The organism is Kribbella sp. NPDC049174 (genome assembly GCF_043197365.1).
In the GTDB taxonomy this organism is placed as follows: Bacteria; Actinomycetota; Actinomycetes; order Propionibacteriales; family Kribbellaceae; genus Kribbella.
Window position 1 is genome coordinate 379,658 of sequence record NZ_JBICSZ010000005.1, and the last position, 26,770, is coordinate 406,427.

Consider the following 26,770-nt stretch of genomic DNA (forward strand, 5'->3'; position numbering starts at 1 on the left):
TTGGATACGCTAAATAGCGTAGCATGTACGCTATAGGCCTGCGCAAGCCCTGAACGCGGCTCCCTAGACTGAGGCGGTGGAGATGAGCGAGTTGCCGGCCGACGTTGCGCTGATGTGGCGGTTGCGGGACGGCACCCGGCGCGGGCCGAAGCCGTCACTGACCGTCGACGACATCACCCGGGCCGCGATCGAGCTCGCCGACGCCGAGGGGCTGGCGGCGGTCTCGATGGCGCGGGTGGCCGAGCGGCTGGGCAACTCGACGATGGCGCTCTACCGGCACGTGAAGAGCAAGGACGAGCTGCTCGTGCTGATGTCGGACGCCGCGCTGGAACGTCCCGAGCCGCTGCCCGAGGGGGTCGACTGGCGCACCGGGATGACGTTCTGGGCGGAGGGCGTGATGGTCGCGATCCGCAAGCACCGCTGGTATTCGAAGCTCCCGATCTCCGGCCCGCCGGCCGGGCCGAACAACCTCGCCTGGCTGGACTCCGCCCTCGGCGCACTGAAGGACACCGGCCTGCCCGAGGCGGCCAAGGTCGGCGTCGTGATGGGCCTGATGACGTATGTCCACGGCGAGATCCGGCTGTCCCTCGACCTCGCCGCCGGCTTCCGCGAGAACCCCGAAGCGTTCAGCCAGTATGGCGCGATCCTCGCCCGCGTGGTCGACAGCCGCCAGCTCCCCGCACTGGCCCGCGTCCTCGACGCCGGTGTCTTCGACACGGTGAGCGACTTCGACGACATGAGTGACGAGGACTTCGACTTCGGTCTCCAGCTCTACCTGGACGGCGTGGCCGGTTTCATCGAGCGGGTCTGTCAGGACAGCTGAATCACCGCGTCCGCGGCCGGCGCGGTTGCGGCGATCAGTCTGGCGTTGCGTTCGTCGGTGCCGTAGGTGCGTTCGTGGGCCTCTTCGGGGGACCGGCCGTAGCGGCGGTGACGGGCTTCGAGACGGTTGTGCCGCAGTTGTTCGGGCACCTCGACGTACCAGCACTGGTCGAGCCATGTGCGGACAGTTGCCCACGGCATCTCGTCGAAGAGCAGGTAGTTGCCCTCGGTCACGACCAGCGTGACGTCCGGGGCGATTCCGATGCTGGCGGCAATCGAATCCTCCAGACCGCGGTCGAAACGCGGCGCCCAGATCTGCTCATCCGGTGACTCCTTCAACCTTCTGAGCAAGGCAACGAACCCGTACCCGTCGAACGTGTGCGGCGCACCCTTCACCTCGGCGAGCCCGAGTTCCTCCAGGACCGACTGCGCCAGGTGGTATCCGTCCATCGGCACCAGCGCGACGCGGTGTCCGTCGGCTACCAGCTTCGCCGTGAGCTGCTCGGCGTACGTCGACTTGCCTGCCGCGGGTGCCCCGGTGATTCCGAGGATGGACCGCCGACGCTTGGTGGCGAGGTCGACGGCGCGGTCGTACGCGGTGGCCGAGTCGAGTGTCTGCACCCCACGATCCTAGAAGCTCAGTGCACTTGCCGGAGGTCGCTCTCGTGTTGCTCGTGGACCAGCCGGCGCGCGATTGAACCACACCCCTCGAGTTGCACGGTGTGAGTGTCCTCAGGCAGGCGGAAGCCGAGCGCGGTGACGGTGTCCAGGCAGCGGGCGGTGTGCATGACCGCCCAACCGCCGCGAGCATCGGGGGACAGGTCGAGGTCTTCCGCGAGGGTGAGGTGGTCGCCGATCCAGGCTCGCGTCATCGTCTGCAGCGCGCCGCCGACCTCGCCGTGTCGCCCGAGTACGAGCGACTCGCGCAGTTCCGCCGTACATCCGTGCTCCATCCGTACGACGGTCGACCGCGTCACTGCCGCATCGGCTGAGACGACGAACGGTTCGCTGTACCAGCGCAGATTCGCACCGTCGGTGAGCTGGATGTCGACGTCCCACCGCGCTCTGGCTCCACGCATTGCGTAGGCAACCGTCCCGGCTGTCTCGATGATCTCGACCTGCACCGGACCCGTCACCACGATCTCGATTCGTACCTGATCACCGGCCAGCAACAATGCCCCGGCCGCGACCAGCGCGATCCGCACCACGCCCGGCGGCCCGGCCAGCCGCCGCGGTGATATCTGATCACTGCTCAAAAGGCAGCGATCCCGAACCGCATCCGCAACGACCTCAATGCGCGTGGGCATGGGTGTGAGTGATCAGTTGGCCGTCCTCGTCGACGTGGGAATGCGGTGCCATCGGTCCGGGGTCGACCGGGGTGTGCCCGCCACTGCGGACGACGGTCGTCATCGACAGCACCCATTCCTTCAGCCGGGCCACCGACGCCGGGTCGTTGCGGGACAGCGCGAGTACCGGCTTCCCATCGCGCGCAGCCTCGGCATCCGTCACCATCTGCTCGACGTCCACCCCGACGTACGGCGCGAGATCGGTCTTGTTGACCACGAGCAAGTCCGCGCGCGCGATTCCCGGACCGCCCTTCCGCGCGACGTCCCCACCACCTGCGACATCGAGGACGAAGATCTGCGCGTCCACGAGTGCAGGGGAGAAGGTCGCCGTCAGGTTGTCACCACCGGACTCCACCAGGACGACGTCCAGCGGCGCGAAGTCGCGCTCGAGATCCTCGACCGCGATCAGGTTCGGCGTCACGTCGTCCCGGATCGCGGTGTGCGGGCAGGCGCCGGTCTCCACCGCCCGGATCCGCTCCGGCTCCAGTACGCCGGCCGACCGGAGCAACCGCGCATCCTCGTCGGTGTAGATGTCGTTGGTGATCACGCCGAGGTTCAGCTCGTCAGCGAGTTCCCGGCAGACGGTCGCGATCAACGAGCTCTTTCCGGTCCCTACCGGGCCGGCGACGCCCAGCCGGAAGGAACGTGTGCCGTGGTCATGCATGGAACAACCTCATTCTCTCGTTGGCATGGTTCTGGGCGAACACGTCGAGCAGCGGCGCCCCGTCCGCCGGCATCTTGTCGATCCCGGTCAGCGGCGCGACGTCGGTGACGAGCCGCTCGATGTCGTCATGCAGTCCGGCCAGCCAGCTCGCCGCGTCGGATGGATCTACTGGCAGTAACTTGAGCGAAGCGGCCACCACTGTCTGCACGTCGTCGTACGCGATCAAACGGGCAACCTGGTCCGCCGACAACCCGGTCACGCCCCCGATCACGCCCACCACGACGGGCCTCGCGACCTCGCTGTCGGGCTCGAGATACCGCAGTACGTCGGGCCAAACCCGCGCTGCCAGCCGCAAGTAGGCCCGCCCCTGCCGCCGCGATACGCCGCGCAACACCTGGCTGGGCGTCCGCGCCGCCCATGCCTCCTCAACCGGTGTCAGAGGTTGGGACGTGGTTGTTTGGTGGCGGGCGAGTACGGCGGTGGCGGCTTCGACTCGGGTGACGGTGCGGAGACGGTCTCGGGCGTAGTCGGCGACGTCCGCTAGGTGCTTGCCGTCGGCGCCTAGCCCGGCGCGGACGGCAGGCTCGAGACCGGCGGACTGGGTGTGCCCGCCGGTCGGCAACCGGCCGTCGGCCAGCATCAACGCGACCACTTCAGGCGAGCTCACGCGACCACCTCGGGCGAGCTCATCAGAACATCGCGTAGAGCTGGGCGAGTGGCAGTACCTCGGCCGGCGCCGGCTCGACCAGGTCTCCGTCGACCTTGATCGCGAACGTCTCGGGATCGATGTCGATCCTCGGCAGCGCATCGTTGTTCTTCATGTCCGCCTTGCCGATCTCCCGCGTCGGCCGTACGGCGAGCAGCCGCCGCCGCAACCGCAGCCGCTCGGCCAACCCGTCGTCCAGCGCAGCGGGGGAGACGAACGTGAATGACACATCCGCCCCGATCGCATCCCCGAACGCCGGCCGCATCAGCACCGGCTGCGGGGTCGGGATCGACGCGTTCGGATCGCCCAGCGCGGCCCACACGATCGCGCCGCCCTTGATCACCAGGCTCGGGCGAACGCCGAAGTACCGCGGATCCCACAGCGTCAGGTCCGCCAGCTTCCCGGTCTCGACCGAGCCGACCACCTGATCGATGCCATGGGCAACTGCCGGGTTGATCGTGTACTTCGCGACGTACCGCCGTACCCGCTCGTTGTCGGCCGGCAGGCTCGTGCCGAGGGCGCCGCGCCGGTCCTTCATCACGTGCGCGACCTGCCACGTCCGGGTGATCACCTCGCCGATCCGGCCCATCGCCTGCGCATCCGACGAGGTCACGGACAACGCGCCCAGGTCATGCAGGATGTCCTCGGCCGCGATCGTCGTCGCCCGGATCCGCGACTCGGCGAACGCGAGATCCTCCGGGACATCCGGGCTGAGGTGATGGCAGACCATCAGCATGTCGAGGTGCTCGGCGACGGTGTTGACCGTGTGCGGCAGCGTCGGGTTCGTCGAGCCCGGGATGACATGCGGGTACGACGCGATCGAGAGGATGTCCGGCGCGTGCCCACCGCCGGCGCCCTCGACGTGGAACGCGTGGATCCCGCGACCCGCGATCGCGTTCAGCGTGGATTCGACGAAGCCGGCCTCGTTCAGGCTGTCCGCGTGCAGGGCGACTTGGAGCCCCCACTCGTCCGCGGCCCGCAGCGCGGTGTCGATCGCGGCCGGGGTCGAGCCCCAATCCTCGTGCACCTTGTACCCGGCGGCACCGGCCAGTGCCTGCTCGGCGAGTGCCTCGGCGCTCACCGTGTTCCCCTTGCCCAGCAGCAATACGTTGAGCGGGAACCCGTCGAGGCTCCGATGCATCTGCTCGAGATGCCACGCACCAGGCGTCACCGTGGTCGCCTTGGAACCCTGGCTCGGCCCGGTCCCGCCGCCGACGATCGTGGTGATCCCGGTCGCGAGTGCCTCATGCAACTGCGACGGCGAGAGCAGGTGAACGTGGGAGTCGATCGCCCCCGCGGTGAGGATCCGGCCCTCACCCGCGATCACGTCCGTCGAGGGCCCGATCCGCAACTCGGGGTGCACGCCGTCCGCGATGTCCGGGTTGCCCGCCCGGCCGAGCGCGACGATGCGACCGTCGCGGATCCCCACATCCGCCCGCACAATGCCCCACCAGTCGAGCACCAGCACATTCGTGATGACGGTATCCGGCGCACCTTCCGCCCGGGTCGTCGTACCCTGCCCCATCGACTCCCGGATCGACTTCCCCCCGCCGAACACCACCTCCTCACCCCCCACCGTGAGGTCCTCCTCCACCTCGACCCACAGATCCGTATCCCCCAACCGAACCTGATCCCCAACCGTCGGCCCATACAGCGCGGCATATGCGGCCCGCGAGATCTCAACCATCGTGCTTCACCTGGATCCCCGGCACCCGGCGATTGCCTTTCAGTGCGACGAGATCCACTTCGCGGGATGCGCCGGGTTCGAAGCGTTGCGATGTGCCGGACGGGATGTCCAGGCGGAAGCCCTGGGCTGCTTCGCGGTCGAAGGACAGAGCTGTGTTGGCGTCGGGGAGGTGCAGGTGGGAGCCGATCTGCACCGGGCGGTCGCCGGTGTTCACGATCACCAGCCGCAGACGTTCACTGTCCGAACGATCTGTGTTCAGACGGATGGAGCCCGGGGCGACCCGTACGGCTCCGGGGCCCGGCTCGGTTGCGCCGTTGCCCGCCCCCTGTTCTTCATTGCTAAGTTTAATCCTGCTCGTCATGCTTTCCCCCTTAAATTATTGGGTTGTGGATAGTGACGAGCTTGCGGCCGTCGGGGAACGTCGCCTCTATCTGGACGTCGGTGAGGAGGTCGGCGACGCCCGGCATGACGTCGTCGCGGGTGAGGACGGTGCGGCCGCGTTCCATCAGGTCGGCGACGCGGGCGCCTTCGCGGGCGCGCTCGAGCACCCAGGTGCTCAGGAGCGCGACCGCTTCGGGGTGGTTGAGCCGGACTCCCCGGGCCAGCCGGTCGCGGGCGACCATGCCGGCCACGGAGAGCAGCAGCTTCTCGGTCTCGGCGGGGGTGAAGTTCATGGTGCGGCCGGGAGGACGTGGTCGGACACCTTGTCGGTGCTGAGGCAGAGCGAGCACACAGCCGCGTCGTGTGTCTGGCACGCGGTCATATCCGGCCGCTCGTAGTCCTGCCGGCACACATGACAAGTCAGTACGGCGCCCGACGGGTTGCCGTGGTCGTCGTACATGGGCAGGTCGAGTCCGTCGTCCGTACGGCGCAGGTAGTACTTACCCCCAGTAGCAACAGCCAGGATCGGCGGCAGGACGAGGGCGAGACCGATCGCGACGAGTGGTGAGTACGGCTTGATCGTGTCGCCGAGTCCGCCGAAGAACACCAGGATCGAGACCCCCGCGGCCGCGGCCATCGACACGAAGCCGACCGGGTTGACGGCGTACAGCATGCCGCGGCGGAACTCGGGCTGCTTCGGCGACAGCTTCAGCAGGTACTTGTTGAAGACGATGTCGGAGGCAACGACCACGATCCACGCCATCCCGCAGTTCGCGTAGAAACCGAGGATGGTGTTGAGGAAGTCGAACATGTTCGCCTCCATCAGCACCAGCGCGATCACGAGGTTGAAGGCGAGGAACACCAGCCGGCCGGGATAGTGCCGGGTCAGCCGCGTGTAGGAGTTCGTCCACGCGAGCGAACCGGAGTAAGCGTTCGTCACGTTGATCTTCACCTGACTGATCACGACCAGTACGACGGCCAGCGCCATCGCGAGCCATCCGGGCATGAAACCCTCGTAGATCTCGAGGAACTGATGCACGGGTTCGTTGGCGACCGACGCGCCGTCGGCGACGTTCGCGATGAGATAGACGGCGAGGAACAGGCCGATCACCTGCTTGATCGCACCGAAGATCACCCAGCCCGGCCCGGCCAGCAGCATCGCGGTCCACCAGCGCCGGGAGTTCTCCGGGGTCTTCGGCGGCATGAACCGCAGATAGTCGATCTGCTCGGCGATCTGCGCGATCAGCGACAGACACACACCGGCCGCGAGCAGCATCGAGCCCACGTTCGTGCCCTCGTTGTTCTGACCGCGATAGTCGAAGAACGTCGACACCGAATCCGGATGCGACACGACGAGGTACACGAACGGCAGCACCATCAGGACCAGCCACAGCGGTGTCGTCCACATCTGCAAGGTCGACAGCACTTTCATCCCGTAGATCACGAGCGGGAAGATCACCAGCGTGGACACGGCATAACCGAGCCACAACGGGATGTGCAGCCCGAGCTCGAGCCCCTGCGCCATGATCGAGCCTTCGAGGGCGAAGAAGATGAACGTGAACGATGCGAAGATCACGTTCGTCACGACCGAGCCGTAGTACCCGAAACCGCTGCCGCGGGTGATCAGGTCGAGGTCGATGTTGTAGCGGGCGGCGTAGTACGCGAGCGGCAGGCCGGTCGCGAAGATCACCACCGCAAAGATCCCGATTCCCCACAGCGCGTTCGTGGTTCCGTACGAGATGCCGATGTTCGCACCGATCGCGAAGTCGGCCAGATAGGCGATCCCGCCGAGGGCCGAGACGGCGACGACGCCGGTCGACCACTTGCGGTAGCTCCGCGGCGCGAACCGGAGGGTGTAGTCCTCCAGCGTCTCGCGCGTCGCGGCGGTCTGAGTCGGTGGTTCGGGGGTGGCGCGGTGGTCGAGCGAGGGTTCAACAGTCATGGGCGGAACTCCTGCGGCACCTTCGGGCGAGCGGTGCTCCGGCGGACCGGCGACGCTGCCGGCCGGGATGCACCCGAATGGAAGGAACCTAGGAACGCGGTGTTACCGCCGTGTTGCCGATCCGCTACGTTCGTGTATTTCCATCTGGAAGTAATCCGCGAGATCCGCCTCGAGGCCGCGCTGGGCGGCGGCGATCCGATCGGCGACGGTACTGCCGACGGGGGAGAGGGCGGTGACGATGCGGCGCTTGTCGTCCGGGTGGATGCGGCGCAGGACCAGACCGCGCTCGACCAGCTTGTCCACGTGCCGGGTCAGGCTGGCGGCCGGCAGTACGGCGGCCTCGGCCAGGATCGACATCGGTTGACCGGGCTCCGCGTGCAGCACCGCCATCACCCGCCACTGCTCGATGGACAGCCCGAACTCGTCGAGCAACGGCTGCAGACCGAGCTCGATCCGGCGCTCGATCTGCTTGAGCAGCAGGAGCAGGCTGGACGGCATCCGCACTCCTCCCCGGTTGTAGGTGCTGGGAATATAGCCCAGCGCTCGGAGATCCGCCTCCACCTGCGCCACACTGGGCAGACTGCCGGTGACTCGAGGTTGGCTGAGTGAGGGAGGTGCTTGTGCGGCAGTCCGACGTGGTGTCGATCGCGTTCGTGGTGCCGCTGCAGGGGCCGACCGGGATCTACGGGCCGTCCTGCCTGGCCTGCGGTCAGCTCGCCGTCGAGCAGCTCAACGCACGCAACGGCATCGCCGGCCGCCAGGTCGAGCTCGTCCAGGTCGACGCCGGCCGCACACCCGAGGTCGTCGCCGAAGACGTGGGCCGCTTGGTCGACAGCGGCCGGGTCGACGCGGTCGCCGGCTGGCACATTTCCGCCGTACGCGTCGCCCTGACCCGCCGCATCGGCGGTCGCGTCGTCTACGCCTTCGCCGCGATGCACGAGGGCAGTGACAACACTCCCGGCGTCTTCATGCTCGGCGAACGTCCGGTCAACCAGTTGCTCCCGGCAACTCATTGGCTCCGGGAGCACCGCGGTGCCCGTCGCTGGGTTGTCGTCGGCAACGACTATGTGTACCCGCGAGTGACCGGGTCCGTAGCCCAGGAAGCCTTGCAGGGAACGGGTTCCGAGGTTGTCCACTCGTCCTACGTCCCGCTAGGCACCTCAGATTTCGGCGCAGTCCTCAACGATCTCAACGCAACGAAGGCAGACGGCGTCATTATGCTCCTGATGGGCCAGGACGCCGTCCACTTCAACCGCCAGTTCGCCCGCCACGGTCTCAGTGAGAAGCTCCTCCGCCTCAGCCCCGCCATCGAGGAGAACACCCTCCTCGGCGCCGGCCCGGGAGCCAACGAGGGCATCTACGCGGCAGCGGCGTACTTCGACGGCCTGGAAACCGTGGAAAGCGGCGAGTTCGCACACCAGTACTACACCCGCTTCGGCCGCTACGCCCCAGCCCTGAACGCGGTCGGCGAATCCTGCTACGAAGCGATCCGCTTCCTCGCCCGCCTGGGCGAGGTCAGCGGATCCATCGCCATGTCGGCCGCCCTCCCGACCGGCCACTTCTACGACAGCCCCCGAGGCCTGATGCGCCTCGACGGCAACCTCGTCGACCAGGACGTCTACCTCGCCGCCGCCGACGGCCTCGAGTTCAAGATCCAGGAACAGATCGCCTAGGCCAGGTAGCCGTCAGGACGGATCAGGAGCTCGTCACCGTCTGCGGCGTGGTAGTGCGCGAATGCTTCCGGCGACGTGTAGGTCCCGTCCGCCGCATCCCGTCGTACGACGTCAACTGTGTGCTCGCCCGTCGACGGTATGGTCGGGGTGAAGCGCAGCAGCGTCGGGTGTGCACCGCGGAAGAGGTCGAAGAGCCGGAGTTTGTTGCCGCGTGCATCGACCAAGGGAGCATCGGGTGCCCGGTCGCCGCCGGCGATCGGCCTCGTGTCGGACAGGTCGCGGTAGGAGACGTCGAGTTGGCGAGTGTTCTCGCCGCGCTCCATCGCGCTCTCCTCGCCGTCGACATGCTTCTGCATCAGCTCCTCGCTGATCCCCAGAACCCGCATCGCGTTGGTACGACGCTCGGTCTCGTACGTCGCCAGCACCTCCTCACGCCCGTCGGCCAGCTTCCAGCCCAGGTTGTACGCATCCTGGACGCCTGTGTTGAGGCCCTGCCCGCCGGTCGGCGGGTGGACGTGCGCGGCGTCGCCGGCGATGAACACGCGCCCGACCCGGAACCGCGCGGCCAGCCGGACGTTCGGCCGCCAAACGGTCGACCAGGTCAGATCACGAAGCTTGGCCACACCCGGACCGGCGTACTGATCGACGCGTTCCTGCAGAGTCTCGAGTGACGGGTCGACCTGATCGTCGTCGAGCGGCGCACCGAACTGGAACTGGTCCCCGCCGGACAGTGGCGTCAGCGCGATCCCCGCCATCGGGTTGTCCCGCGTCGCGAACCAGTAGCCGTACTCGTGGTCGAGCCCGTCCGCCGCGACATCGCCGAGCAGCATCCGGATCGACTCGTCCGTCGTACCCTCGAACGCGATCCCGAGGTGCTTGCGGACGAAGCTCCGGCCGCCGTCCGCGCCGACCAGGTACTGCGCTTGGACTGTCTCGCCGGTGGACAGCTCGGCTGTCACCGCGTCGGCGTTCTGGGTGAAGCCGACGATCTCGGTGTCCAGCTCGACGCGGACGCCGTACTCCGCCAACTTGTCGCGGAGGATCTGCTCGGTGCGCGACTGGCCGAGCATCCACGCGTTCGGGTACGGGATGTCCGGGGTCGGCTCCAGGATCGGGGCCATCCGGCGCTCGTCGGCCAGTTTGCCGTCGAGGTAGACGCGCATCAGCGGTAGCGAGCGGCCCAGTCGCAGGACCTCGTCCACCACGCCGAGGTCGTCGAACACCTCCAGCGTCCGCGGCTGCAACCCGTCGCCCCGCGAACCCTCGAAGTACTGCGTCGCCTTGTCGATCAGCCGGACGGCGATCCCGCGCCGGGCCAGCTCGATCGCCAGGGTCAGGCCGGTCGGGCCTGCACCTGCGACTAGAACAGTCATCCTTGTCTCCTTTGGGTGAATTATGATTCACTGAATCCGAATTCACTATGGAGGTGGCTAGGGTTCGGTGTCAAGGAGGTTCTGGTGACGGACGGGGTGAGCCGCCGGGAACGGGCGGCCGGGACCGAGGCGGCGTTGAAGCAGGCGGCCCGGGAGGTGTTCGCCGAGCGCGGATACCTGAACACGAAGATCACCGACATCACCGCGGCCGCGGGCCGGGCGACGGGATCGTTCTACAACCACTTCGCAAGCAAGGAGGAGCTGCTCGAGGCGCTCCTCACCGACATGCTCGCGGCGGCGGACCAGGCAGTCCTCGACGATGCCGGTCACGACCCGGACTTCAGCAAGATCTCGTCGATCCGCTGGCACGTCGCGGCGTTCTGGCGGTTCTACCGCGAGCACCTGCCGGAGATGGTCGCGGTGAAACAGGCCTCGATGGTCGACCCGGACCTAGGCCGTCGGCTGCAGCGGATCATGGCCGACGACGACACCCACATGATCGAGCACTTCGCCCACCTGCCGAACCCGCCGGCCGATCCGCTCGTCGAGATCTCTGCCATGACATCCCTGATGGAGGGGTTCGCCTACACCTGGCTGGTGGTCAACCCGTCCGACGGCCGCACCATCTCCGACGAAACCGCGATCGACACCCTCACCAATCTCCTCCACCACGGGCTGGCCGGAGGTTCTTAGTCCTCCGGCGGAGGGGGCTCCTCGGCGCCTTCGCGCTCGTCTCGCTCGGCCCACTCCAGCAAGGTGTCGAGGGTGTAGACGTTGTCGTCGATCGTCTCGTGCAGGTCGCCGAGCTCGGCGAATCGGGCCGGCACCGTCTGGATGGTGAACGCCTTCGGATCGACGTCGTCGATCTCGTCCCACCGGATCGGCGTCGAGACGGTTCCTTCCGGATTCCCGCGGACCGAGTACGCACTCGCGATCGTGTGATCCCGGGCGTTCTGGTTGTAGTCGACGAACAACTTCTTCGGGTCGCGATCCTTGCGCCACCACGTCGTCGTCACGTCCTCCGGTGCGCGCCGCTCGACCTCCCGCGCGAACGCCAACGCAGCCCGTCGTACGTCGGAGAACCCGTGCTCCGGCTTGACCCGCACATAGACGTGGATCCCCGACCCGCCGGACGTCTTCGGGAAGCCGACCACCCCGAGATCGTCCAGCACCTCATGGACGACGTGGGCGACTCGGCGGACCCGATCGAACGGGCACTCCGGCATCGGGTCCAGGTCGATCCGCCACTCGTCCGGCTTCTCGGTGTCGGCGCGACGGGAGTTCCAGGGGTGGAACTCGACCGTCGACATCTGCACCGCCCAGGCCACGTGCGCGACCTCGGTGACGCACAGCTCGTCCGCCGTCCGGTTGTACCGCGGGAACTTCACCCGCACGGTCTCCATCCACGGCGGCGCCCCGTGCGGCAACCGCTTCTGATGCACCTTCTCGCCGGAAACGCCCTCCGGGAACCGGTGCAGCATGCACGGCCGCTCCCGCAGCGCCCGTACGATTCCGTCGCCGACGGACAGGTAGTACTTGACCAGATCCAGCTTGGTCTCGCCGCGCGCGGGGAAGTACACCCGGTCCGGATTGGAGATCCGCACCGTGCGCTCACCCACCTCCAGCTCGATCGCCGGAGTCTTAGCCTTCCCCGCCTTGGACTCAGCCATGACCTCAACCTAACCGCCGGCGGGGACAACCGGCAGTAACTACGCCAGCCGGGTCAGCCAGCCGTGGGAGTCCGGGATGCGGCCGTACTGCAGGTCCAGGAGGGTGGAGCGGATGGACTTGGTCACCGGGCCGACGCCGTAGTCGACGGAGTGGTCGCCGATGGTCAGGTCGCCGTCGGGCCAGGCCAGCCGGCCGATCGGAGTGATCACGGCGCAGTGCCGGAGGCGAAGACCTCGGTGATCTCGCCGGTGCGGACGCCGTCCTTCCACTCGTCGGCGGAGATCTGGCGCTCCTCGACCTTGTGGCCGAGGTCGGCGGCGAGCTCGATCACGGAGGCGCGGGTGACGCCCTCGAGGATCGAGCCGGACAGCTCCGGGGTGGCGATGCGCCCGTCGGCGTACACGAAGAACATGTTCATGCTGCCGATCTCCTCGAGCCACTTGTGCTCGACCGCATCGACGAAGGCGACCTGCTCGCAGTTGTTGGCGACGGCTTCGGCCAGGCCGGCCAGGCTGGCCGCGTAGTTCCCGCCGCACTTGGCCGCACCGGTCCCACCTGGTGTCGCGCGGATGGTCGAGGTCGTCAGCCAGATCGACACCGGCTTGGGGCCGGTGTCGAAGTACGGACCTGCGGGTGAGGCGATGACGCCGAACAGCACCTCACGAGCCGGCCGGACGCTCAGCGCGGCCTCGGTGGCGATCATGTACGGCCGGAGGTAGAGGCTGGTCTCGCCGGCGTCAGCCGAAGGCACCCAAGGCTCGTCGACCGTCACCAGCGCCCGCAGTGCCGCGATGAACGCGTCCTCAGGCACCTGCGGCAGTGCAAGCCGGGCAGCGCTCGCGGTGAACCGTGCGGCGTTGCGATCAGGCCGGAACGCCCACACCGACTCGTCCGCGTGCCGATAGGCCTTGAGCCCTTCGAAGATCTCCTGCGAGTAGTGCAGTACGGCGGCAGCCGGGCTCACCGTGAGTGGTGCGTACCCAGTCACCTTCTGGTCGTGCCAGCCATCGTCAGCCGTCCAGTTGGCCACCACCATGTGGTCAGTGAACGCCTGCCCGAACGCAGGCTTGGCCAATACAGCCGTCCGCGCCTCCGCGCTGGCCGGATCGCTGCGCAGCTCAACCGCAAAGTCCCACACGTCTGTCACTGCCGTTTCACTACTCACTCCGGGCACGTTACCCCTCTCACCGCAGTGAGCTCGACCCAGTGCCCACACTCCGGTTGTCCAGGTACGGCCGACGTCCAAGGAGCTCCTGCAGCGTCACCGCCATACCAGGTTCTCTCGTGCGTACGGCGCTCAGCACCCGCGCGGCATCGTCGTACAAGTAATAGGTGTGCCACTCGTCCGGCAACTCGACCAGCACCCGCAACGCCAGCGCCACCCCAGCTGCGACCTCACCATCCACCACCAGGCACTCCGCCAGTCCCATCCGCAACCTGGCCCGCTCCCCAACCCACTCGTCCGGACACAACTCGAGCGCCCGCGCCAACAGCACACACCCGGCCGCGCCGTACCCCAGCCGTGCACACACCCGCCCCTCGGTGACGTGCACCTCGTACGCCAGCGGCCCCGTACTTGCCGAGGGCAACTCATCCGCGAACCCGATCAACTCCTGCAACGCCCGATGAGCCTCGCCGTACCGCCCCAACTCCGCCAACACCAATGCCCGAGCCCCATGCGCCTGCACCACAGCCCCACCGGCTTCTCCAGCAGTCTCCAGAAGTTGCAGCAACGGCCGCCGCTCCGCCAGTCCACTGATCACCTCCTGAGCGAGCACTGAACTCCGCACCTCTTCGGTCGACCTGTCCGCGGCAACCCGAGCAGCCAGCCACCACCGCCTGGCCGCACTCCCTTGCCCGAGAGCCGTCAGCGTCTGCGCAGTGAGCACACTCAACTGCGCCGCCTCGACCGCAGAGTCCGACTGCAACACGCGCAAGTCCGCGATCAACTCCGGTAGCAGCTGAGCAGGCGGAACGCTCCGGAAGTCCCCGAGCGCATCCGTGCGCCCGAACACCGCAACAAACCCGTGCCAAGCCGCCTCCAATGGATCAGTAGTCCGCGCGGCCGCCTGCGTGGACCGCCGCCGCGGTGCGAAGGCACTGGTCAGCTCACTGCCAGTACCAAGCTCACGGTCGCAGAGCCGCGCCAACTCGGCAGAGCCCGGTCGTTGGCCGCGCTCCACCTGCGACAAGTAGCTGTGGTCGTAGCCGACCCGCGTAGCAAGTTGCCGCAGACTCAAGCCGACCGCTTGCCTGCACTCCCTCAACTGCGCACCGAACGTCGCCTCAGCCACAGGATCACCCCCGCTCACTAGCGTGAAGTGGACAGTACAAGCCGTCACTGACAAAAACCGTCCTGTGGTCTGTGGGCTGTTCACACAGCCCACAGACCACACCTGTTGTAGCCAGCGGGTGCCGAGCAGGGTTGCAGAAGTGAACACGATGCAGCGGCAGCCTCGACTCTTCCGGTTGGTGCGCCACACCGATGCATCCGGCGTGCGCGGCACAGGCACGCTTGCTGAAGGCGTCGAGTGGTCCGACGGCACGGTAGCCGTGCGCTGGCGCGGCCGCTGGCCCAGCACGTCCACCTGGGACGGCGGCATCGAAGCCCTCCTGGCCGCCCACGGCAACGGCGGCCGCACCCGAGTCCACTGGTTCCCGACCAGCCCACAACCCGTGCTCGGCCGGACGGCGCAGACCGCCGTACCGACCATCCCACTCTGGCTGCCGGCACCGGCCCTCGACGGCTGCTGCGCCCGCTGCGGTCGCCCCTGGCCGTGTCCGAGCCTCTGCCTCGACAGCTGAGTGAGACATCGCTGCGAGGCCGTTGCTAATTCGGTTTAGTGTGAGGTCCGGTCGTTGGCTGGTGTTGGGGAGGAGTTGTGGTGGCGGACGGGGCTGTTGTGGATCCCCTGGACGAGCTGGACGCGCAGTTGTCGAGGCTGCGGTCGGTGGCCGAAGAGCTGCGGGGAGCCCGTGGCCGGCCGGTGCTGGAGGGGAACCAGATCGAGCTGATCGAGGACGGCCCGACGTTGCTGCGGGCCTACGAGGAGTTGCAGCGGGGCGCTACCCGTGAGGTGCGGGTGCTGGATCGGCCGCCGTACGTGACGCCGCCGTCGACGCAGCAGCGGCTGGAGCTGGAGCGGCTGGCCGACGGGATCGAGTACCGGGCGATCTACGGCACCGAGGTGTTCGAGTCCGAGGACATCATGGGGGTGTTGCCGGAGCTGCAGTCGGCCGGCGAGGTGAGCCGGGTGCTGGCCCAGGTGCCGATGAAGATGGCGGTGGGGGACGACGACACCGCGCTGATCGGGCTGACCAAGCGGGCGCCGGCCGAGTCCAACCTGCTGATCAGGTCGTCCGGGTTGCTGGACGGGTTGATCGCGACGTTCGAGATGCTGTGGGCGCTGGCGATCCCGATGCCGGCCTTGCTGGCGAACGGCGAGGTGCCGGCGCTGCGGTCGCCGGACCGGGACATTCTGTTGCTGCTCGCGGGTGGTGCGACCGACGACATGATCAGCCGCCGGTTGCGGATCAGTCCCCGGACGACCCAGCGCCGGGTCCGCGCGCTGATGGAGTCACTCGGCGCGCAGACCCGGTTCCAGGCGGGCGTTCAGGCCGCCCGGCGGCGCTGGATTTAGTTGATCGTCACCACTGTTCCGGCCCGGTTCGGGAACTCGACGAAGCCGGTCGAGCGCTGACCTGTGGGCAGACCCGACCAGGACGCGGTGACCTGGAAGGGCTGGAAGGCGGCCGGTGCGACCGGCGGGTTCACCTTCAGCGCGCTGCCCGAGGTGGAGGTCACGACGTTGGTCTGCATCGTGTACTCCGTGGTGCTGGCCCCCGGCGGGTTCGACAGGGTGATCGCCAGGACGCCCCACACACCAGGAGCAGGTGCGGCGAGAGTGGCGGAGGCCTGGTTGGATCCGTTGCCGACGAACGACAGCAGTTGCATCTGACCGTTCACGACCTTGTAGAGGACCAGCCAGATGCTCCCGGCCGGGTCAACGGTCTTGATGTTCCACTGCAGGGCCTTGGTCTGTGCGGTGACGGTGACCGGGTAGTTCGGCAGGTCCGCGTCCGCAGTGCCGGCCGCTACCGCTCCAGGTACGAGTGGTGCTGACACAACGCCGTACGCACGGATCGGGGAGCCCGCCTTGCCTGCGGTGGCCTCGAAGGCGGCGGTGCCGGAGGCGCCTGAGCCGGTGACCTCGTTCGGTGTGAGTACGGAGGTCGGTACGACGGCGATGGGGCTGCGGACCGTTTTGCCTGCACCCTGCCAGGTCAACCAGCCGCTGGTGGTCTCACCGGACGATCCGGTGTCCAGCGTGAGCTTGACCGTGAACGTCTTGGTCTGACCGGCAGCCGTGAAGTTCAGGATCGACGGGGTCACCGTCGCTTTCATGCCCGGCACCGAGACCGTGGCTCGGTACAGCCCGGGTGTCACGGCCGTTACCCGCCGGGTGATGGTCTGCGTGCCGAGCAGTTGTCCGACTGCAATAGAAGGAGTGTTGTAGTCACTCGGGTCGACTGCCGGTACGCCCGTACCAGTCGCGACACCACTGCCTTCCAGGTAGCTCAGCCAGTCGGCATCGCCGGAGTCGTAGACCAGACCCGGGTCGAGCATCTTCGCCGGCTGAACCTCACCAGCACCCCGTGCGAACGGGTCGCTGTCGACAGCACCAGTGGACGACAGTACGTCGGTAGTCGTCGTCATGAGGGCGGACTTGACCGCCATCGGAGACCAGTCCGGGTGCTTCGCCAGGTACAGCGCTGCCAGACCGGCCACATGCGGTGCGGCCATCGACGTACCGGAGTAGAAGGCAAAGCTGTGTCCGTCGTTGCTCGGCGGTGCGACAGCGGCCAGCACGTTGACACCGGGTGCAGCGAGGTCAGGCTTCAGCAGGTCGCCATGACTCGACAGGGACGGGCCACGCGAGGAGAAGTCCGCCATCTGCGGGTACGGCTCGTTCTGGCCGCTTGTGTTGCCCGGGACGAGCTCTGCGGTTGCACCCGCGGTTGCGGCGTACGCCTTGACCGTCAGAGCGGACGGGACGTTCAGGTGCACCGTCGGTACGACGTGAGAGTCGCCGAGCGCGTCCTGGTCGAACAGGTTCAGCATGACCATCCCGACGCCGCCGGCGCGCAGGACCTCGGCGGACTTGTCGACCCGGGCACCTACACCGCGCTCGCAGACGACGATCTTGCCTGCGGTCTTGGCCGGGTCAAGTGTGCCGGGCAGACAGCCCAGTGCGTCGGCGTCACTCGATGTGGCGGTCTTGACGGCCGGACCGGTGACGAGCGGCCGGTTGCCGGTCGTCACCGCGATGCTCGTGCTCACCCCGGCGTACTTCTGCCCGTCGCCGAGCACCACAGTCCCCGCGTACGGCGCCACGGTGCTCGCACCGACCGTGGTCACCCATGGGGAGGTGTTGTCGAGCGTGGACGCGTACGGACCGGAGTTGCCACCGGCGGCGGACACGAAGATGCCGGCCGACGCCGCGGACAGGAACGCGAGCTGGACCGGGTCGGTGTGTGCGGACTCGAAGATCGAGCCGACCGAGTAGTTGATCACGTCGACGCCGTCGGCCACGGCCTGGTCGATTGCGGCCAGGATGTCGGAGGTCAGGCCGCCGGAGTTCTTGCCGTCCTTGCCTTCCCAGAGTGCCTTGTAGACGGCGACCTTGGCGGCCGGGGCGACACCGGAGATGGTGCCGAAGTTGATGCCGCTCTCCGCCACGTCGATGCCGGTCTTGCCCGCCGCTGTGGAAGCAGTGTGGGTGCCGTGGCCGTTGCCGTCGCGTGGTGAGGCGTAGTCAGCCCGCTGGTCCGGCGGCACCAGGTTGAGCCAGCCGTCACCGAAGTACTTGGCGCTGATGAGCTTGGTGTTGCACAGGTCGGCGGTGAAGCTCTCGCCGGTCTCACAGCTACCGGTGAATGTGTTTCCGTCGGCCTTCTGCATGACGGTGGTGGTACCGGCGCGGTAGGGCCGGTAGGGGTCGGCCGCGGTCGGTGGCTTGGTGCCGAGCGCAGGCCCGGCGAACGAGGCGCTCTCCGGCCAGACGCCGGTGTCCACGACTCCGACCACGACACCCTTGCCGGCTTCCGCCGTACCGCCCAGTGCCTTCCACACTCCGCTGTTGCCGGACAGCTTGAGGAAGTCAGCAGGCTTGCGGTCGTCCAGCGCTTTGTGCAACTGGTCCGGGACCACGGAGACCACGCCGGCTGTCTTACTGAGCTCGTTGACCTGCTGGGAGGTCAGTGAGGCAGTGAACGCGTTGAGTGCGGTCGAGTAGTCGCGGCTGACCTTCGCACCGACCTTTGCTGCGACCTGTGCGTGCTTGGTCGCGAGGAACGAGCGGTAGCGCTTGGAGTCGGTGCTGTTGACGTCCACCTTGCTGCCCTTGGCCGGCTTGGTGGCCTTGAGCCCGCTCACGCCGCCCTGGTACGTCGCCAGTGGCTTGTCGGCCAGTGTCACGACGTACCGGCCGGGGGCGAACGTCGGCAGCCCCATCGAGGTGGCCTCTGACCCAGGTGGCGGTGCGGTTGGTGCTGCCGAGCCTGGTGGAGCCACCAGGGCGGTGGTGATCAGCACGGCGCCGGCGACCAGAGCGGTGCGCCGGCGCAGGTTCGGATGGTTCACGTGATGCCTCCACGGGGGACGCTCGCCTGGAGCGTCCCGGTAGTCCTGACCGCGGGCTGTAGCCCTCGGTCGCCCGCCCCGAGCCCGGACGACAGAAAGCGTGCCAACTCGTAGCGCGGACTACACCGTTTTGGCTTCAACTGGCCGCTGGCGAAAACCTGCCAAACAACAGGAGGTCAGTCGGCTTCCGGACACGGTCGGGAAGCCGACAGTCGTGGCGCATTGACCAGGGAGTTATGGAGCATCTCTACTAAATGGACTCCAACCGCCCCGGGAGGTCCGCTCATGCGTCCACGGTGCCTTGCTGCTGTCCTCGGCCTGCTCCTGCTGCTGGTCGGCGGGACCCAGACTGCGCAGGCAGCCAACGTCCTGACCAATCCGGGCTTCGAGACCGGGTCGCTGAGCGGATGGACGTGCTCCGGCGGGTCTGTCGTCAGCAGTCCGGTGCGTACCGGTGGCTACGCGCTCAACGGGGCCGTGTCGAGTTCTGACTTTGCACAGTGCAGTCAGACCGTGTCGGTGCAGCCCAATACGGCGTACACCTTGTCGGGCTGGGTGCGTGGGTCCTACGTGTATCTGGGCGTCACGGGTAGCTCGTCCACCTGGACGCCATCCGCCACGAGCTACACGCAGTTGAGTCTGTCCTTCACGACGGGTGCCAGTCAGACGTCGGTGCAGGTATACGTGCATGGCTGGTACGGCCAACCGGCGTACCAGGCGGATGACATCAGTCTCGACGGTCCTGGTGGCAATCCATCCGGTCCTGGCGTTCCTGGTCCGCCGTCAGTCACTGGTACGACGAACAGCAGCATCTCGCTGAGTTGGGGCGCGTCCACTGGCACAGTCACGGGCTACCGCGTCTACGAAGGCTCCGGCGTCGTACAGACCGTCACTGGTACTTCGGCGACCATCAGCGGGCTCGGGAGGTGCACGGGCCACACTTACTCGGTGGCGGCGTACAACAGCTCGGGTGAGTCGGCCAAGTCGACAGCGGCAACGGGTACGACGGGTGGCTGCACCAGCACGGGGTTGCCGAAGCACGCGCTGATCGGATACCTCCACGCCAGCTTCGCCAACGGGTCCGGGTACGTGCGGATGGCCGACGTGCCGGCCGAGTGGAACATCATCAACCTGGCGTTCGGTGAGCCGACGTCGGTGACCTCCGGCGACATCAGATTCAACCGCTGTCCGGCCGCTGAGTGCCCGAACGTGGAGAGCGAGGCCGAGTTCATCAGCGCGATCCGGGCCAAGCAGGCGGCGGGGAAGAAGGTGCTGATCTCGATCGGCGGTGCCAATGGGCAGGTCCAGCTCACCACCGCCGCGGCGCGGGATGCGTTCGTCAACTCGGTCAGCGCGATCATCGACCGCTACGGACTGGACGGGCTGGACATCGACTTCGAAGGGCACTCGCTGTACCTCAACGCGGGTGACACCGACTTCCGCAACCCGACCACACCGGTGATCGTCAACCTGATCTCGGCGCTGAAGTCGCTCAAGGCGAAGTACGGCGCGAACTTCGTGCTGACGATGGCGCCGGAGACGTTCTTCGTGCAGGTCGGGTACCAGTTCTACGGCGGCGCCGGCGGTGGCGACAACCGGACCGGGTCCTATCTGCCGGTGATCCACGCCATGCGCGACGCACTGACCGTGCTGCACGTCCAGGACTACAACTCGGGTCCCGTGATGGGGCTCGACAACCAGTACCACACCATGGGCGGCGCGGACTTCCACGTCGCGATGACCGACATGATCAAGGCCGGATTCCCGGTCGCGAACACCGGCCACACGTTCCCCGGACTGCGGGAGGACCAGATCGCTTTCGGACTCCCGGCGGCGGTCAGCGCGGGCAACGGCTACACCGCCCCGGCAGCCGTTCACCAAGCGCTCGACTGCCTGGTCAAGGGCCAGAACTGCGGTGGTTACAGCCTTCGTGGCGGGGCTTCGCCGGCCTTCCGCGGGCTGATGACGTGGTCGATCAACTGGGATCGGTACTACGGCTGGGAGTTCAAGAACAGCCACGCGCCGTACCTCGCGGCCCTGCCCTGAGGGTTTCCGCAGGTGCGTACTGCGGGAAACCGCAGCGGAAGTCTGTGGAGATTACCCTTCCCGGATCTTGGTCCCGCGCTGGTATGAAGGAGGCATGACAGCGTCAACGACCCGCCCGGTGATCCTCACCGTGGACGACGACCCGGGTGTTTCCCGGTCGATCGCCCGTGACCTTCGCCGCCGCTACGCCGAGGAGAACCGCATCGTCCGGGCGGAGAACGGCCCGCAGGCGCTCGAGGCGCTGCGCGAGCTCAAGCTGCGCGGCGAGCCGGTCGCGCTGCTGCTGGCCGATTACCGGATGCCCCAGATGTCCGGCATCGAGTTCCTCGAAGCCGCGATGGACCTGTTCCCGCTGGCCCGCCGCGTCCTGCTCACCGCGTACGCCGACACCGACGCGGCGATCCAGGCCATCAACGTGGTCGACCTCGACCATTACCTGCTGAAACCGTGGAATCCGCCGGAGGAGAAGCTCTACCCGGTGGTCGACGCGATGCTCGACCTGTGGAAGTCGACCCCGGAGCCGTCCACCGACGAGACCCGGGTGATCGGCCACCGCTGGTCCGCACCGTCGTTCGCGGCCCGCGACTTCCTCGCCCGCAACGCCGTGCCCTACCGCTGGTACGGCGTCGACGAGGACGAGAGCAAACGCCTGCTGGAGGCGGCCGGTGTGGACGGCTCGAACCTCCCGGTGGTCATCACGCCCGACGGCACGGTGATGGTGGCGCCGAGCGAGGCCGAGCTGGCGAACAAGGTGGGCCTGTCCACCTCGCCGGCCGAGGAGTTCTACGACCTGGTCGTGGTCGGTGGCGGCCCGGCCGGCCTCGGCGCTGCTGTGTACGGCGCCAGCGAGGGGCTGCGGACCGTGCTGGTCGAGCAGTTGGCCACCGGTGGTCAGGCCGGTCAGTCGAGCCGGATCGAGAACTATCTGGGCTTCCCGGACGGTGTCTCCGGTGCTCAGCTGACCGATCGGGCCCGGCGGCAGGCTGTGCGCTTCGGCGCGGAGCTGCTGACCGCGCGTGAAGTGGTCGGTCTGGAGACGCGCGGGTCCGCCCGGAAGCTGCGGTTCTCGGACGGCAGCGAGATCTCTTCGCACTCGGTGATCCTGGCGACCGGCGTCTCGTACCGGACGCTGGACGCGCCCGGTGTCGACGACCTGTGCGGCCGGGGCATCTACTACGGCTCGGCCACGACCGAAGGGCCGAGTTGTGCCGGCCAGGAGGTCTACATCATCGGCGGGGCGAACTCAGCCGGCCAGGCCGCGGTGTATTTCTCGAAACATGCCAAACGCGTGCATATGCTGGTCAGAGGACCATCGCTGACGGCGACGATGTCGACGTACCTGATCAACCAGATCGACGAGATCGACAACATCGAGGTCCACACCTGTACGCAGGTGGTCGACTGCAAGGGGTCGGACCACCTCGAGCGGGCGACCTTGCGGAACAGTGCGACCGGCGAGACGCGCGAGGTGGACACGGAGTGGATGTTCGTGTTCATCGGTGCGGCCCCGCGGACGGACTGGCTGCCGGGTGACCTGCTCCGCGATCAGCGCGGGTTCGTGCTGACCGGCCCGGATCTGCGGGGCAGACCACCGGGCTGGACGCTGGAGCGGGAGCCGTACCACCTGGAGACGAGCATGCCGGGCGTGTTCGCCGCCGGGGACGTACGGGCCGAGTCGGTGAAGCGGGTCGCCTCCGCGGTCGGCGACGGAGCGATGGCCGTGACACTGGTGCACCGATACCTGGAGATGCTCTGATGACTGTCCACACCGATGAGCCGCGACGGCTGAGCATCGACGAACTGCGCACGCTGTTCCTGTTCGAGAGCCTGTCCGACGAGCAGCTGCAATGGCTCTCGAACGAGGGGTACGTCGAGGAGATCCAGGAAGGGATCGTCTTCAGCGAAGGCGATCCGGCCACCTGCTGCTACATCCTGCTGTCCGGCGAGCTCCGGCTCTGCAAGCTGTCGCACGGCGAAGAGGTCGAGATCAACCGGACCCGGCAGCGCGGCGTGTACTCCGGTGCCTTCAGCGCGTTCTTCGGCGCCGACGACAAGAAGAAGGACTACACCGCGACGATGCGGGTGACCGAGCCCTCGGAGTTCTTCGTCATCGACGCGGTCACGATGGCGACGATGATGAACACCTGGTTCCCGATGGCGGTGCACCTGATCGAGGGCTTCATCATGGGGGCGCGCCGGACCAACGAGACGTTGGGGGAGCGCGAGCGGTTGCTTGCCCTCGGGTCGCTGTCGGCCGGCCTCACCCACGAGCTCAACAACCCGGCCGCCGCGGCGGTCCGCGCGGCGGCGACGCTGCGCCAGCGGGTCGCCGGGATGCGTTCCAAGCTGGCGATGCTTGCCGACGGCACCTTGGACGCGACCAAGCTGCACCAGATCGTCGAGTTGCAGGAGGCGGCGGTCGAGCGACTGGAGAAGTCCAAGGCGAAAGAGCTGTCGCCGATGGAGCTCTCCGACGCCGAGGACTCGTTGACCGACTGGCTCGACGACCACAACGTCCAGGCCAGCTGGGATGTCGCGCCGGTGCTGGCCGCGGCCGGTCTGGACGTGCCGTGGATGGAGGAGGTGCTGACCGCCGTCGGGCCGACGTACCTCGAAGGTGCGGTCCGCTGGCTGATGTACACGATCGACACCGAGTCGCTGATGAACGAGATCGACGACTCCGTCACCCGGATCTCCACGTTGGTTGGCGCCGCGAAGCAGTACTCGCAGATCGACAGAGCGCCGTACCAGATCGTCGACCTGCGCGAGCTGCTCAAGTCCACGCTGGTGATGATGTCGGGCAAGCTGCAGGGGCTGGAGGTGGTGAAGGACTTCGATCCGGACCTGCCGGCCATCCCGGCGTACGCGGCGGAGCTCAACCAGGTGTGGACCAACATCATCGACAACGCGGTCAGCGCGATGGGCGGATCCGGCACCCTGACCATCCGCACCAAGAAGGACGGCGCCTACGCGGTCGTCGAGATCGGCGACACCGGCCCGGGCATCCCACCCGAGATCCGCCGCCGCATCTTCGAGCCGTTCTTCACCACCAAACCCATCGGCGAAGGCACCGGCCTGGGCCTCGACATCTCCTGGCGCATCGTGGTCAAGAAACACCACGGCGACCTCCGCGTCGAATCCCACCCCGGCGACACCCGCTTCAAAATCGTCCTCCCGCTAGAGCCCGACGAAGAACTGGAATCCGACCCAGACCTCCTCAGCTAACACTCCCCACCAGGAAAGGCCGCCCGTGTGTCAGCCGGCGGCAGCGCGGGCGGCGTTGACCAGGCCGGCGCCGAAGAACGAGTTGTGGTTGGCGCTGCCGTAGCAGCGTTGGCGGTCGTCGTCCTCGTCGATCGGTTGCCAGTCGACCGGGCACGCCAGCGGAGTCGCCGTACGCTCCAAAGCTGCTGCGACGGCGCCCTGTGCCCAGCCGGGATTCCTCTCCACGATCAGCGCGGCGACGCCCGCTGCATGCGGAGCAGACATCGAAGTGCCGTTGAGGAAGCCGTAGCGTGCGCCCTGGTCGACCACGGTGATCCCGGGGAAGGTGGGCTCGAGCGGGTCGAACCCGTCCCAGAGCACCGATGGCGTGTTCGGCAGCGCGCCCAGTACGGCGTCCTGCACCGTGTCGGTGGCCGAGAAGTAGTCCCCACCGGGAGCCGTGACATCAACGACGCCCATGCCGACGGAGGAGTACTCCGCGATGACGGTCGTGTAGCCCGGGTATCCAACCGGGCCGGTGGCGGACACCGTCACCACACCGGGCAACTCGGCCGGCGCGACCCGGCAGTTGTTGCGTACCCGACGAGTCTCGGCAGTGTCCGGCGGGTAGTCAGGGCTGATCTCGTCGATCGTCGGGTGCTGCAGGTCGTCGGCCTCGTTGCCGGCCGAAGCCACCAGCAGAACACCTCGCTGCTGGGCGTACCGAGCGGCAGACGTCAGCTCCTGCAGGATTGCCCGTTGGCCGGCCTCGTTCTGGCAGTAGTACAGGTACGGGTCGGCGAACAGGCTCATGTTCACAACGTCGAGGCGCTGATCGCCGGCGTACCGAAGAGCGGCCGCGACCGAGTCGGCGAAGCAGAAACCCTCAGCTGTACAGGCCTTCAGCGCGACCAGGGTCGCGTCCGGAGCGACCCCCGCGATACCGATGCCATTGACCGGTGCCGCGATGATCGACGCGACGTGAGTCCCGTGACCATAGAAGTCCCGCAGGGCAGCCTTGTTGTCACAACTTGTCGCGATCTCAGCCGGCAGTGCGGTCGGAGTACCCGGGCGGATGAACGAGCACGAGGCGGCCAGATCGAGGTTGGGCGCGATGTCCGGGTGGGTCGCGTCGATGCCGCTGTCGAGAACGCCGACCCGCACCCCCTCGCCGGTGGCGAGCGACCTGGCCGACGCGTCGGCGTCGATGATCGCCATATTCCACTGGCATTGCGCGAGTGGCTCTGGGTTCGGTGTCTCATAGACGTCCCCGAACAGCTCTTCGCAGATGGCCAGCAGCTCTCCCGGTGTTGCGGCGGTGACCCCAGTGGGAGATGCCGATGCAACGGAAACCTGACCCGCCAGACAGAGTACGGCGGCCGAAATCATCGCAAGCGCCGCCCGACGAATGTTCATGACACGTTCCCCCTCAGCCGATGGCTACCCCTTCCGGACGGTACGCCGCAGAGGCCGCCGCCGGAAGTGGAACTGACCGCCGTTCGCCGCGCAGCTGGCGCACCCATGGCGGAGTCGGACACGCTCCGGTGAACTGCTGCTCCTCTCGGTGCTGCGCGCGGTCTCGTCGGTCAGCGGAGGGCGGTGCCTCGGGTGTGGGTTAGGAGGGTTAGGTCTTCGCGGGTGGGGAGGGATTCCCAGTCGCCGGTGGCGGTGACGCAGAAGGCGCCGGAGGTGGTGGCGCGGTCGAGGCGGGACTCGGGGGAGAGACCGTCGAGGGTGGCGGAGAGGTAGCCGGAGACGAAGGCGTCGCCGGCGCCGATGCTGTCGACGACGGTGACGGGGAGGGCGGCGCGGTGGATGGTGCTGTCCGTGGTGTGGGCCCAGGCGCCCTTGCCGCCTGCGGTGACGACGACTTCGGTGATGCCGGTGTCCAGGAGGTCGCGGACTGGGTCGGGTGCGTCGGTGAGGATGTCGAGCTCGTCGTCTGAGGCGAAGACCGTGTGTACGTAGGGAAGTAGCTCACGCAGGGCGGTTGCCTCGGTGCGTGACCAGAGGCGGGCTCGGTAGTTGACGTCCAGGGATATGCGTACGTCGGAGTCTGCGGCTGCACGTACGACGGCCAGTGTCGCGGCGCGCGTGGAGTCGGAGAGGGCTGGAGTGATGCCGGTGACGTGGAGGAGGCGTGGTGATGCGGCTTCCAGGGCGGTGAGGCATTCGGCGCTGGTCAGGGTGGAACCGGCTGAGCCGTGGCGGTGGTAGCTGACGCGGGTGATGTCGTGCGACGGCTGATCGAAGGCGATGAACCCGGTGAACGACTCGTCCGAGAACCGCAGCCAGCTGGTGTCTACGGCCTCGGCGCGCAGGGTGCGCTGGATCAGGCGGCCTGGTTCGTCGTTGCCCACAGCACCTAGCCAGGCGGCCTGGTGTCCGAGCCGGGACAGGCCGATGGCGACGTTGCTCTCCGAGCCGGCGATCGACAGGTGAGCGTCACCCCCGAGCCGCATCGGGCGGGCGGTGCGCAACGAAACCATCGTCTCGCCGATGGTGAGGAGATCGGTCATCGGTCTACTCCGTGTGGCCGTCAGTTGAGCAACTGCAGTGAGGTGGTGTCGGGTCGTTCCGCCCGGGTGACGTCGGCGCGGGGCCAAGTGTGC

At 67.5% G+C, this 26,770-nt stretch carries 25 protein-coding genes; 8 read left to right on the forward strand and 17 right to left on the reverse strand.

Annotated features, from left to right (window positions below):
• The first annotated feature begins 82 nt into the window (after positions 1 to 82).
• Positions 83 to 823, forward strand: a complete 741-nt coding sequence (locus ACGFIF_RS26865; RefSeq protein WP_393158379.1) for a TetR/AcrR family transcriptional regulator — start codon at positions 83 to 85, stop codon at positions 821 to 823.
• Here ACGFIF_RS26865 and ACGFIF_RS26870 read toward each other — a convergent pair.
• The 9 genes from ACGFIF_RS26870 to ACGFIF_RS26910 form a co-directional block, all read right to left on the reverse strand.
• Entirely contained in the window at positions 811 to 1,443 is a 633-nt protein-coding gene (locus ACGFIF_RS26870; RefSeq protein ID WP_393158198.1) for a nucleoside/nucleotide kinase family protein, read from the reverse strand. The genes ACGFIF_RS26865 and ACGFIF_RS26870 overlap by 13 nt on opposite strands.
• A gap of 17 nt (positions 1,444 to 1,460) precedes the next feature.
• Entirely contained in the window at positions 1,461 to 2,078 is a 618-nt protein-coding gene (locus ACGFIF_RS26875) for an urease accessory protein UreD (RefSeq protein ID WP_393158199.1), read from the reverse strand.
• A gap of 34 nt (positions 2,079 to 2,112) precedes the next feature.
• Positions 2,113 to 2,832, reverse strand: coding sequence for an urease accessory protein UreG (gene ureG / locus ACGFIF_RS26880; RefSeq protein ID WP_393158200.1), 720 nt, complete (start codon positions 2,830 to 2,832; stop codon positions 2,113 to 2,115).
• Positions 2,825 to 3,499: an urease accessory protein UreF gene (locus ACGFIF_RS26885; RefSeq protein ID WP_393158202.1), complete on the reverse strand. Its 675-nt coding sequence runs from the start codon at positions 3,497 to 3,499 to the stop codon at positions 2,825 to 2,827. Before ACGFIF_RS26885 ends, ureG begins: the two co-directional genes overlap by 8 nt.
• Before the next feature lie 22 nt (positions 3,500 to 3,521).
• Entirely contained in the window at positions 3,522 to 5,225 is a 1,704-nt protein-coding gene (locus ACGFIF_RS26890) for an urease subunit alpha (RefSeq protein WP_393158204.1), read from the reverse strand.
• On the reverse strand, positions 5,218 to 5,586 hold the full coding sequence (gene ureB, locus ACGFIF_RS26895) for an urease subunit beta (RefSeq protein WP_393158205.1): 369 nt from the start codon (positions 5,584 to 5,586) through the stop codon (positions 5,218 to 5,220). The genes ACGFIF_RS26890 and ureB overlap by 8 nt, the downstream gene beginning before the upstream one ends.
• Before the next feature lie 10 nt (positions 5,587 to 5,596).
• Complete coding sequence (locus ACGFIF_RS26900) at positions 5,597 to 5,899, reverse strand: urease subunit gamma (RefSeq protein WP_337009521.1); 303 nt, start codon at positions 5,897 to 5,899, stop codon at positions 5,597 to 5,599.
• Positions 5,896 to 7,548, reverse strand: coding sequence for a purine-cytosine permease family protein (locus tag ACGFIF_RS26905; RefSeq protein ID WP_393158206.1), 1,653 nt, complete (start codon positions 7,546 to 7,548; stop codon positions 5,896 to 5,898). Before ACGFIF_RS26905 ends, ACGFIF_RS26900 begins: the two co-directional genes overlap by 4 nt.
• Positions 7,549 to 7,650: 102 nt before the next feature.
• Positions 7,651 to 8,118, reverse strand: coding sequence for a MarR family winged helix-turn-helix transcriptional regulator (locus ACGFIF_RS26910; RefSeq protein ID WP_393158208.1), 468 nt, complete (start codon positions 8,116 to 8,118; stop codon positions 7,651 to 7,653).
• Between the two features lie 35 nt (positions 8,119 to 8,153).
• On the opposite strand from ACGFIF_RS26910, the gene ACGFIF_RS26915 reads away from it, so the two are divergent.
• On the forward strand, positions 8,154 to 9,221 hold the full coding sequence (locus ACGFIF_RS26915) for a substrate-binding domain-containing protein (RefSeq protein WP_393158210.1): 1,068 nt from the start codon (positions 8,154 to 8,156) through the stop codon (positions 9,219 to 9,221).
• Here the strand turns inward: ACGFIF_RS26915 and ACGFIF_RS26920 are convergent.
• Positions 9,218 to 10,594 carry an FAD-dependent monooxygenase gene (locus tag ACGFIF_RS26920; protein ID WP_393158211.1) on the reverse strand — a complete coding sequence of 459 codons (1,377 nt, stop codon included), beginning with the start codon at positions 10,592 to 10,594 and terminating at the stop codon, positions 9,218 to 9,220. The two genes, ACGFIF_RS26915 and ACGFIF_RS26920, sit on opposite strands and share 4 nt — an antisense overlap.
• A gap of 84 nt (positions 10,595 to 10,678) precedes the next feature.
• Here ACGFIF_RS26920 and ACGFIF_RS26925 point away from each other — a divergent pair, with 84 nt between their 5' ends.
• Positions 10,679 to 11,287: a TetR/AcrR family transcriptional regulator gene (locus ACGFIF_RS26925; protein ID WP_393158213.1), complete on the forward strand. Its 609-nt coding sequence runs from the start codon at positions 10,679 to 10,681 to the stop codon at positions 11,285 to 11,287.
• On the opposite strand, the gene ligD is transcribed toward ACGFIF_RS26925, so the two are convergent.
• From ligD to ACGFIF_RS26945, 4 genes are read right to left on the reverse strand one after another with little or no spacing between them, the layout of a single operon-like run.
• Positions 11,284 to 12,264, reverse strand: a complete 981-nt coding sequence (gene ligD / locus ACGFIF_RS26930) for a non-homologous end-joining DNA ligase (RefSeq protein ID WP_393158215.1) — start codon at positions 12,262 to 12,264, stop codon at positions 11,284 to 11,286. The genes ACGFIF_RS26925 and ligD overlap by 4 nt on opposite strands.
• Before the next feature lie 39 nt (positions 12,265 to 12,303).
• Positions 12,304 to 12,474, reverse strand: coding sequence for a hypothetical protein (locus tag ACGFIF_RS26935; RefSeq protein WP_393158216.1), 171 nt, complete (start codon positions 12,472 to 12,474; stop codon positions 12,304 to 12,306).
• The gene (locus ACGFIF_RS26940) at positions 12,471 to 13,430 is read right to left on the reverse strand and encodes a branched-chain amino acid aminotransferase (RefSeq protein ID WP_393158217.1); all 960 of its coding nucleotides are present in this window, start codon (positions 13,428 to 13,430) and stop codon (positions 12,471 to 12,473) included. The genes ACGFIF_RS26935 and ACGFIF_RS26940 overlap by 4 nt, the downstream gene beginning before the upstream one ends.
• A 19-nt stretch (positions 13,431 to 13,449) precedes the next feature.
• Positions 13,450 to 14,559 (reverse strand): helix-turn-helix domain-containing protein, encoded by a 1,110-nt coding sequence (locus tag ACGFIF_RS26945; protein WP_393158218.1) that lies wholly within the window; start codon positions 14,557 to 14,559, stop codon positions 13,450 to 13,452.
• A 139-nt stretch (positions 14,560 to 14,698) separates the two neighbouring features.
• Between ACGFIF_RS26945 and ACGFIF_RS26950 the strand changes: the two genes are divergently transcribed.
• Positions 14,699 to 15,070 (forward strand): hypothetical protein, encoded by a 372-nt coding sequence (locus ACGFIF_RS26950; protein ID WP_393158219.1) that lies wholly within the window; start codon positions 14,699 to 14,701, stop codon positions 15,068 to 15,070.
• Between the two features lie 80 nt (positions 15,071 to 15,150).
• Positions 15,151 to 15,906, forward strand: coding sequence for a hypothetical protein (locus ACGFIF_RS26955; RefSeq protein ID WP_393158220.1), 756 nt, complete (start codon positions 15,151 to 15,153; stop codon positions 15,904 to 15,906).
• Here ACGFIF_RS26955 and ACGFIF_RS26960 read toward each other — a convergent pair.
• Complete coding sequence (locus ACGFIF_RS26960; RefSeq protein ID WP_393158221.1) at positions 15,903 to 18,908, reverse strand: S8 family serine peptidase; 3,006 nt, start codon at positions 18,906 to 18,908, stop codon at positions 15,903 to 15,905. The two genes, ACGFIF_RS26955 and ACGFIF_RS26960, sit on opposite strands and share 4 nt — an antisense overlap.
• Positions 18,909 to 19,193: 285 nt before the next feature.
• Here ACGFIF_RS26960 and ACGFIF_RS26965 point away from each other — a divergent pair, with 285 nt between their 5' ends.
• The 3 genes from ACGFIF_RS26965 to ACGFIF_RS26975 all read left to right on the forward strand — a co-directional run bounded on the left by ACGFIF_RS26965 (position 19,194) and on the right by ACGFIF_RS26975 (position 24,179).
• Positions 19,194 to 20,954, forward strand: a complete 1,761-nt coding sequence (locus ACGFIF_RS26965; protein ID WP_393158222.1) for a chitinase — start codon at positions 19,194 to 19,196, stop codon at positions 20,952 to 20,954.
• A 94-nt stretch (positions 20,955 to 21,048) separates the two neighbouring features.
• Positions 21,049 to 22,710 (forward strand): FAD-dependent oxidoreductase, encoded by a 1,662-nt coding sequence (locus tag ACGFIF_RS26970; RefSeq protein WP_393158223.1) that lies wholly within the window; start codon positions 21,049 to 21,051, stop codon positions 22,708 to 22,710.
• Entirely contained in the window at positions 22,710 to 24,179 is a 1,470-nt protein-coding gene (locus tag ACGFIF_RS26975) for an ATP-binding protein (RefSeq protein WP_393158224.1), read from the forward strand. Before ACGFIF_RS26970 ends, ACGFIF_RS26975 begins: the two co-directional genes overlap by 1 nt.
• A gap of 30 nt (positions 24,180 to 24,209) precedes the next feature.
• Here the strand turns inward: ACGFIF_RS26975 and ACGFIF_RS26980 are convergent, their stop codons facing one another.
• On the reverse strand, positions 24,210 to 25,376 hold the full coding sequence (locus ACGFIF_RS26980) for a S8 family serine peptidase (protein WP_393158225.1): 1,167 nt from the start codon (positions 25,374 to 25,376) through the stop codon (positions 24,210 to 24,212).
• 368 nt (positions 25,377 to 25,744) lie between these two features.
• Positions 25,745 to 26,677, reverse strand: a complete 933-nt coding sequence (locus tag ACGFIF_RS26985) for a sugar kinase (protein WP_393158226.1) — start codon at positions 26,675 to 26,677, stop codon at positions 25,745 to 25,747.
• Positions 26,678 to 26,770 lie beyond the last annotated feature (93 nt).

Excerpts from the sequence above, each read along its gene's own strand:
- ACGFIF_RS26920 (WP_393158211.1), bottom strand. The coding sequence starts at position 10,594 with ATGACTGTTCTAGTCGCAGGTGCAGGCCCGACCGGCCTGACCCTGGCG.
- ACGFIF_RS26980 (WP_393158225.1), bottom strand. The coding sequence starts at position 25,376 with ATGGCGATCATCGACGCCGACGCGTCGGCCAGGTCGCTCGCCACCGGC.
- ACGFIF_RS26865 (WP_393158379.1), top strand. The coding sequence starts at position 83 with ATGAGCGAGTTGCCGGCCGACGTTGCGCTGATGTGGCGGTTGCGGGAC.
- ureB (WP_393158205.1), bottom strand. The coding sequence starts at position 5,586 with ATGACGAGCAGGATTAAACTTAGCAATGAAGAACAGGGGGCGGGCAAC.
- ACGFIF_RS26985 (WP_393158226.1), bottom strand. The coding sequence starts at position 26,677 with ATGACCGATCTCCTCACCATCGGCGAGACGATGGTTTCGTTGCGCACC.
- ACGFIF_RS26905 (WP_393158206.1), bottom strand. The coding sequence starts at position 7,548 with ATGACTGTTGAACCCTCGCTCGACCACCGCGCCACCCCCGAACCACCG.
- ACGFIF_RS26890 (WP_393158204.1), bottom strand. The coding sequence starts at position 5,225 with ATGGTTGAGATCTCGCGGGCCGCATATGCCGCGCTGTATGGGCCGACG.
- ACGFIF_RS26900 (WP_337009521.1), bottom strand. The coding sequence starts at position 5,899 with ATGAACTTCACCCCCGCCGAGACCGAGAAGCTGCTGCTCTCCGTGGCC.
- ACGFIF_RS26975 (WP_393158224.1), top strand. The coding sequence starts at position 22,710 with ATGACTGTCCACACCGATGAGCCGCGACGGCTGAGCATCGACGAACTG.
- ureG (WP_393158200.1), bottom strand. The coding sequence starts at position 2,832 with ATGCATGACCACGGCACACGTTCCTTCCGGCTGGGCGTCGCCGGCCCG.
- ligD (WP_393158215.1), bottom strand. The coding sequence starts at position 12,264 with ATGGCTGAGTCCAAGGCGGGGAAGGCTAAGACTCCGGCGATCGAGCTG.
- ACGFIF_RS26970 (WP_393158223.1), top strand. The coding sequence starts at position 21,049 with ATGACAGCGTCAACGACCCGCCCGGTGATCCTCACCGTGGACGACGAC.
- ACGFIF_RS26965 (WP_393158222.1), top strand. The coding sequence starts at position 19,194 with ATGCGTCCACGGTGCCTTGCTGCTGTCCTCGGCCTGCTCCTGCTGCTG.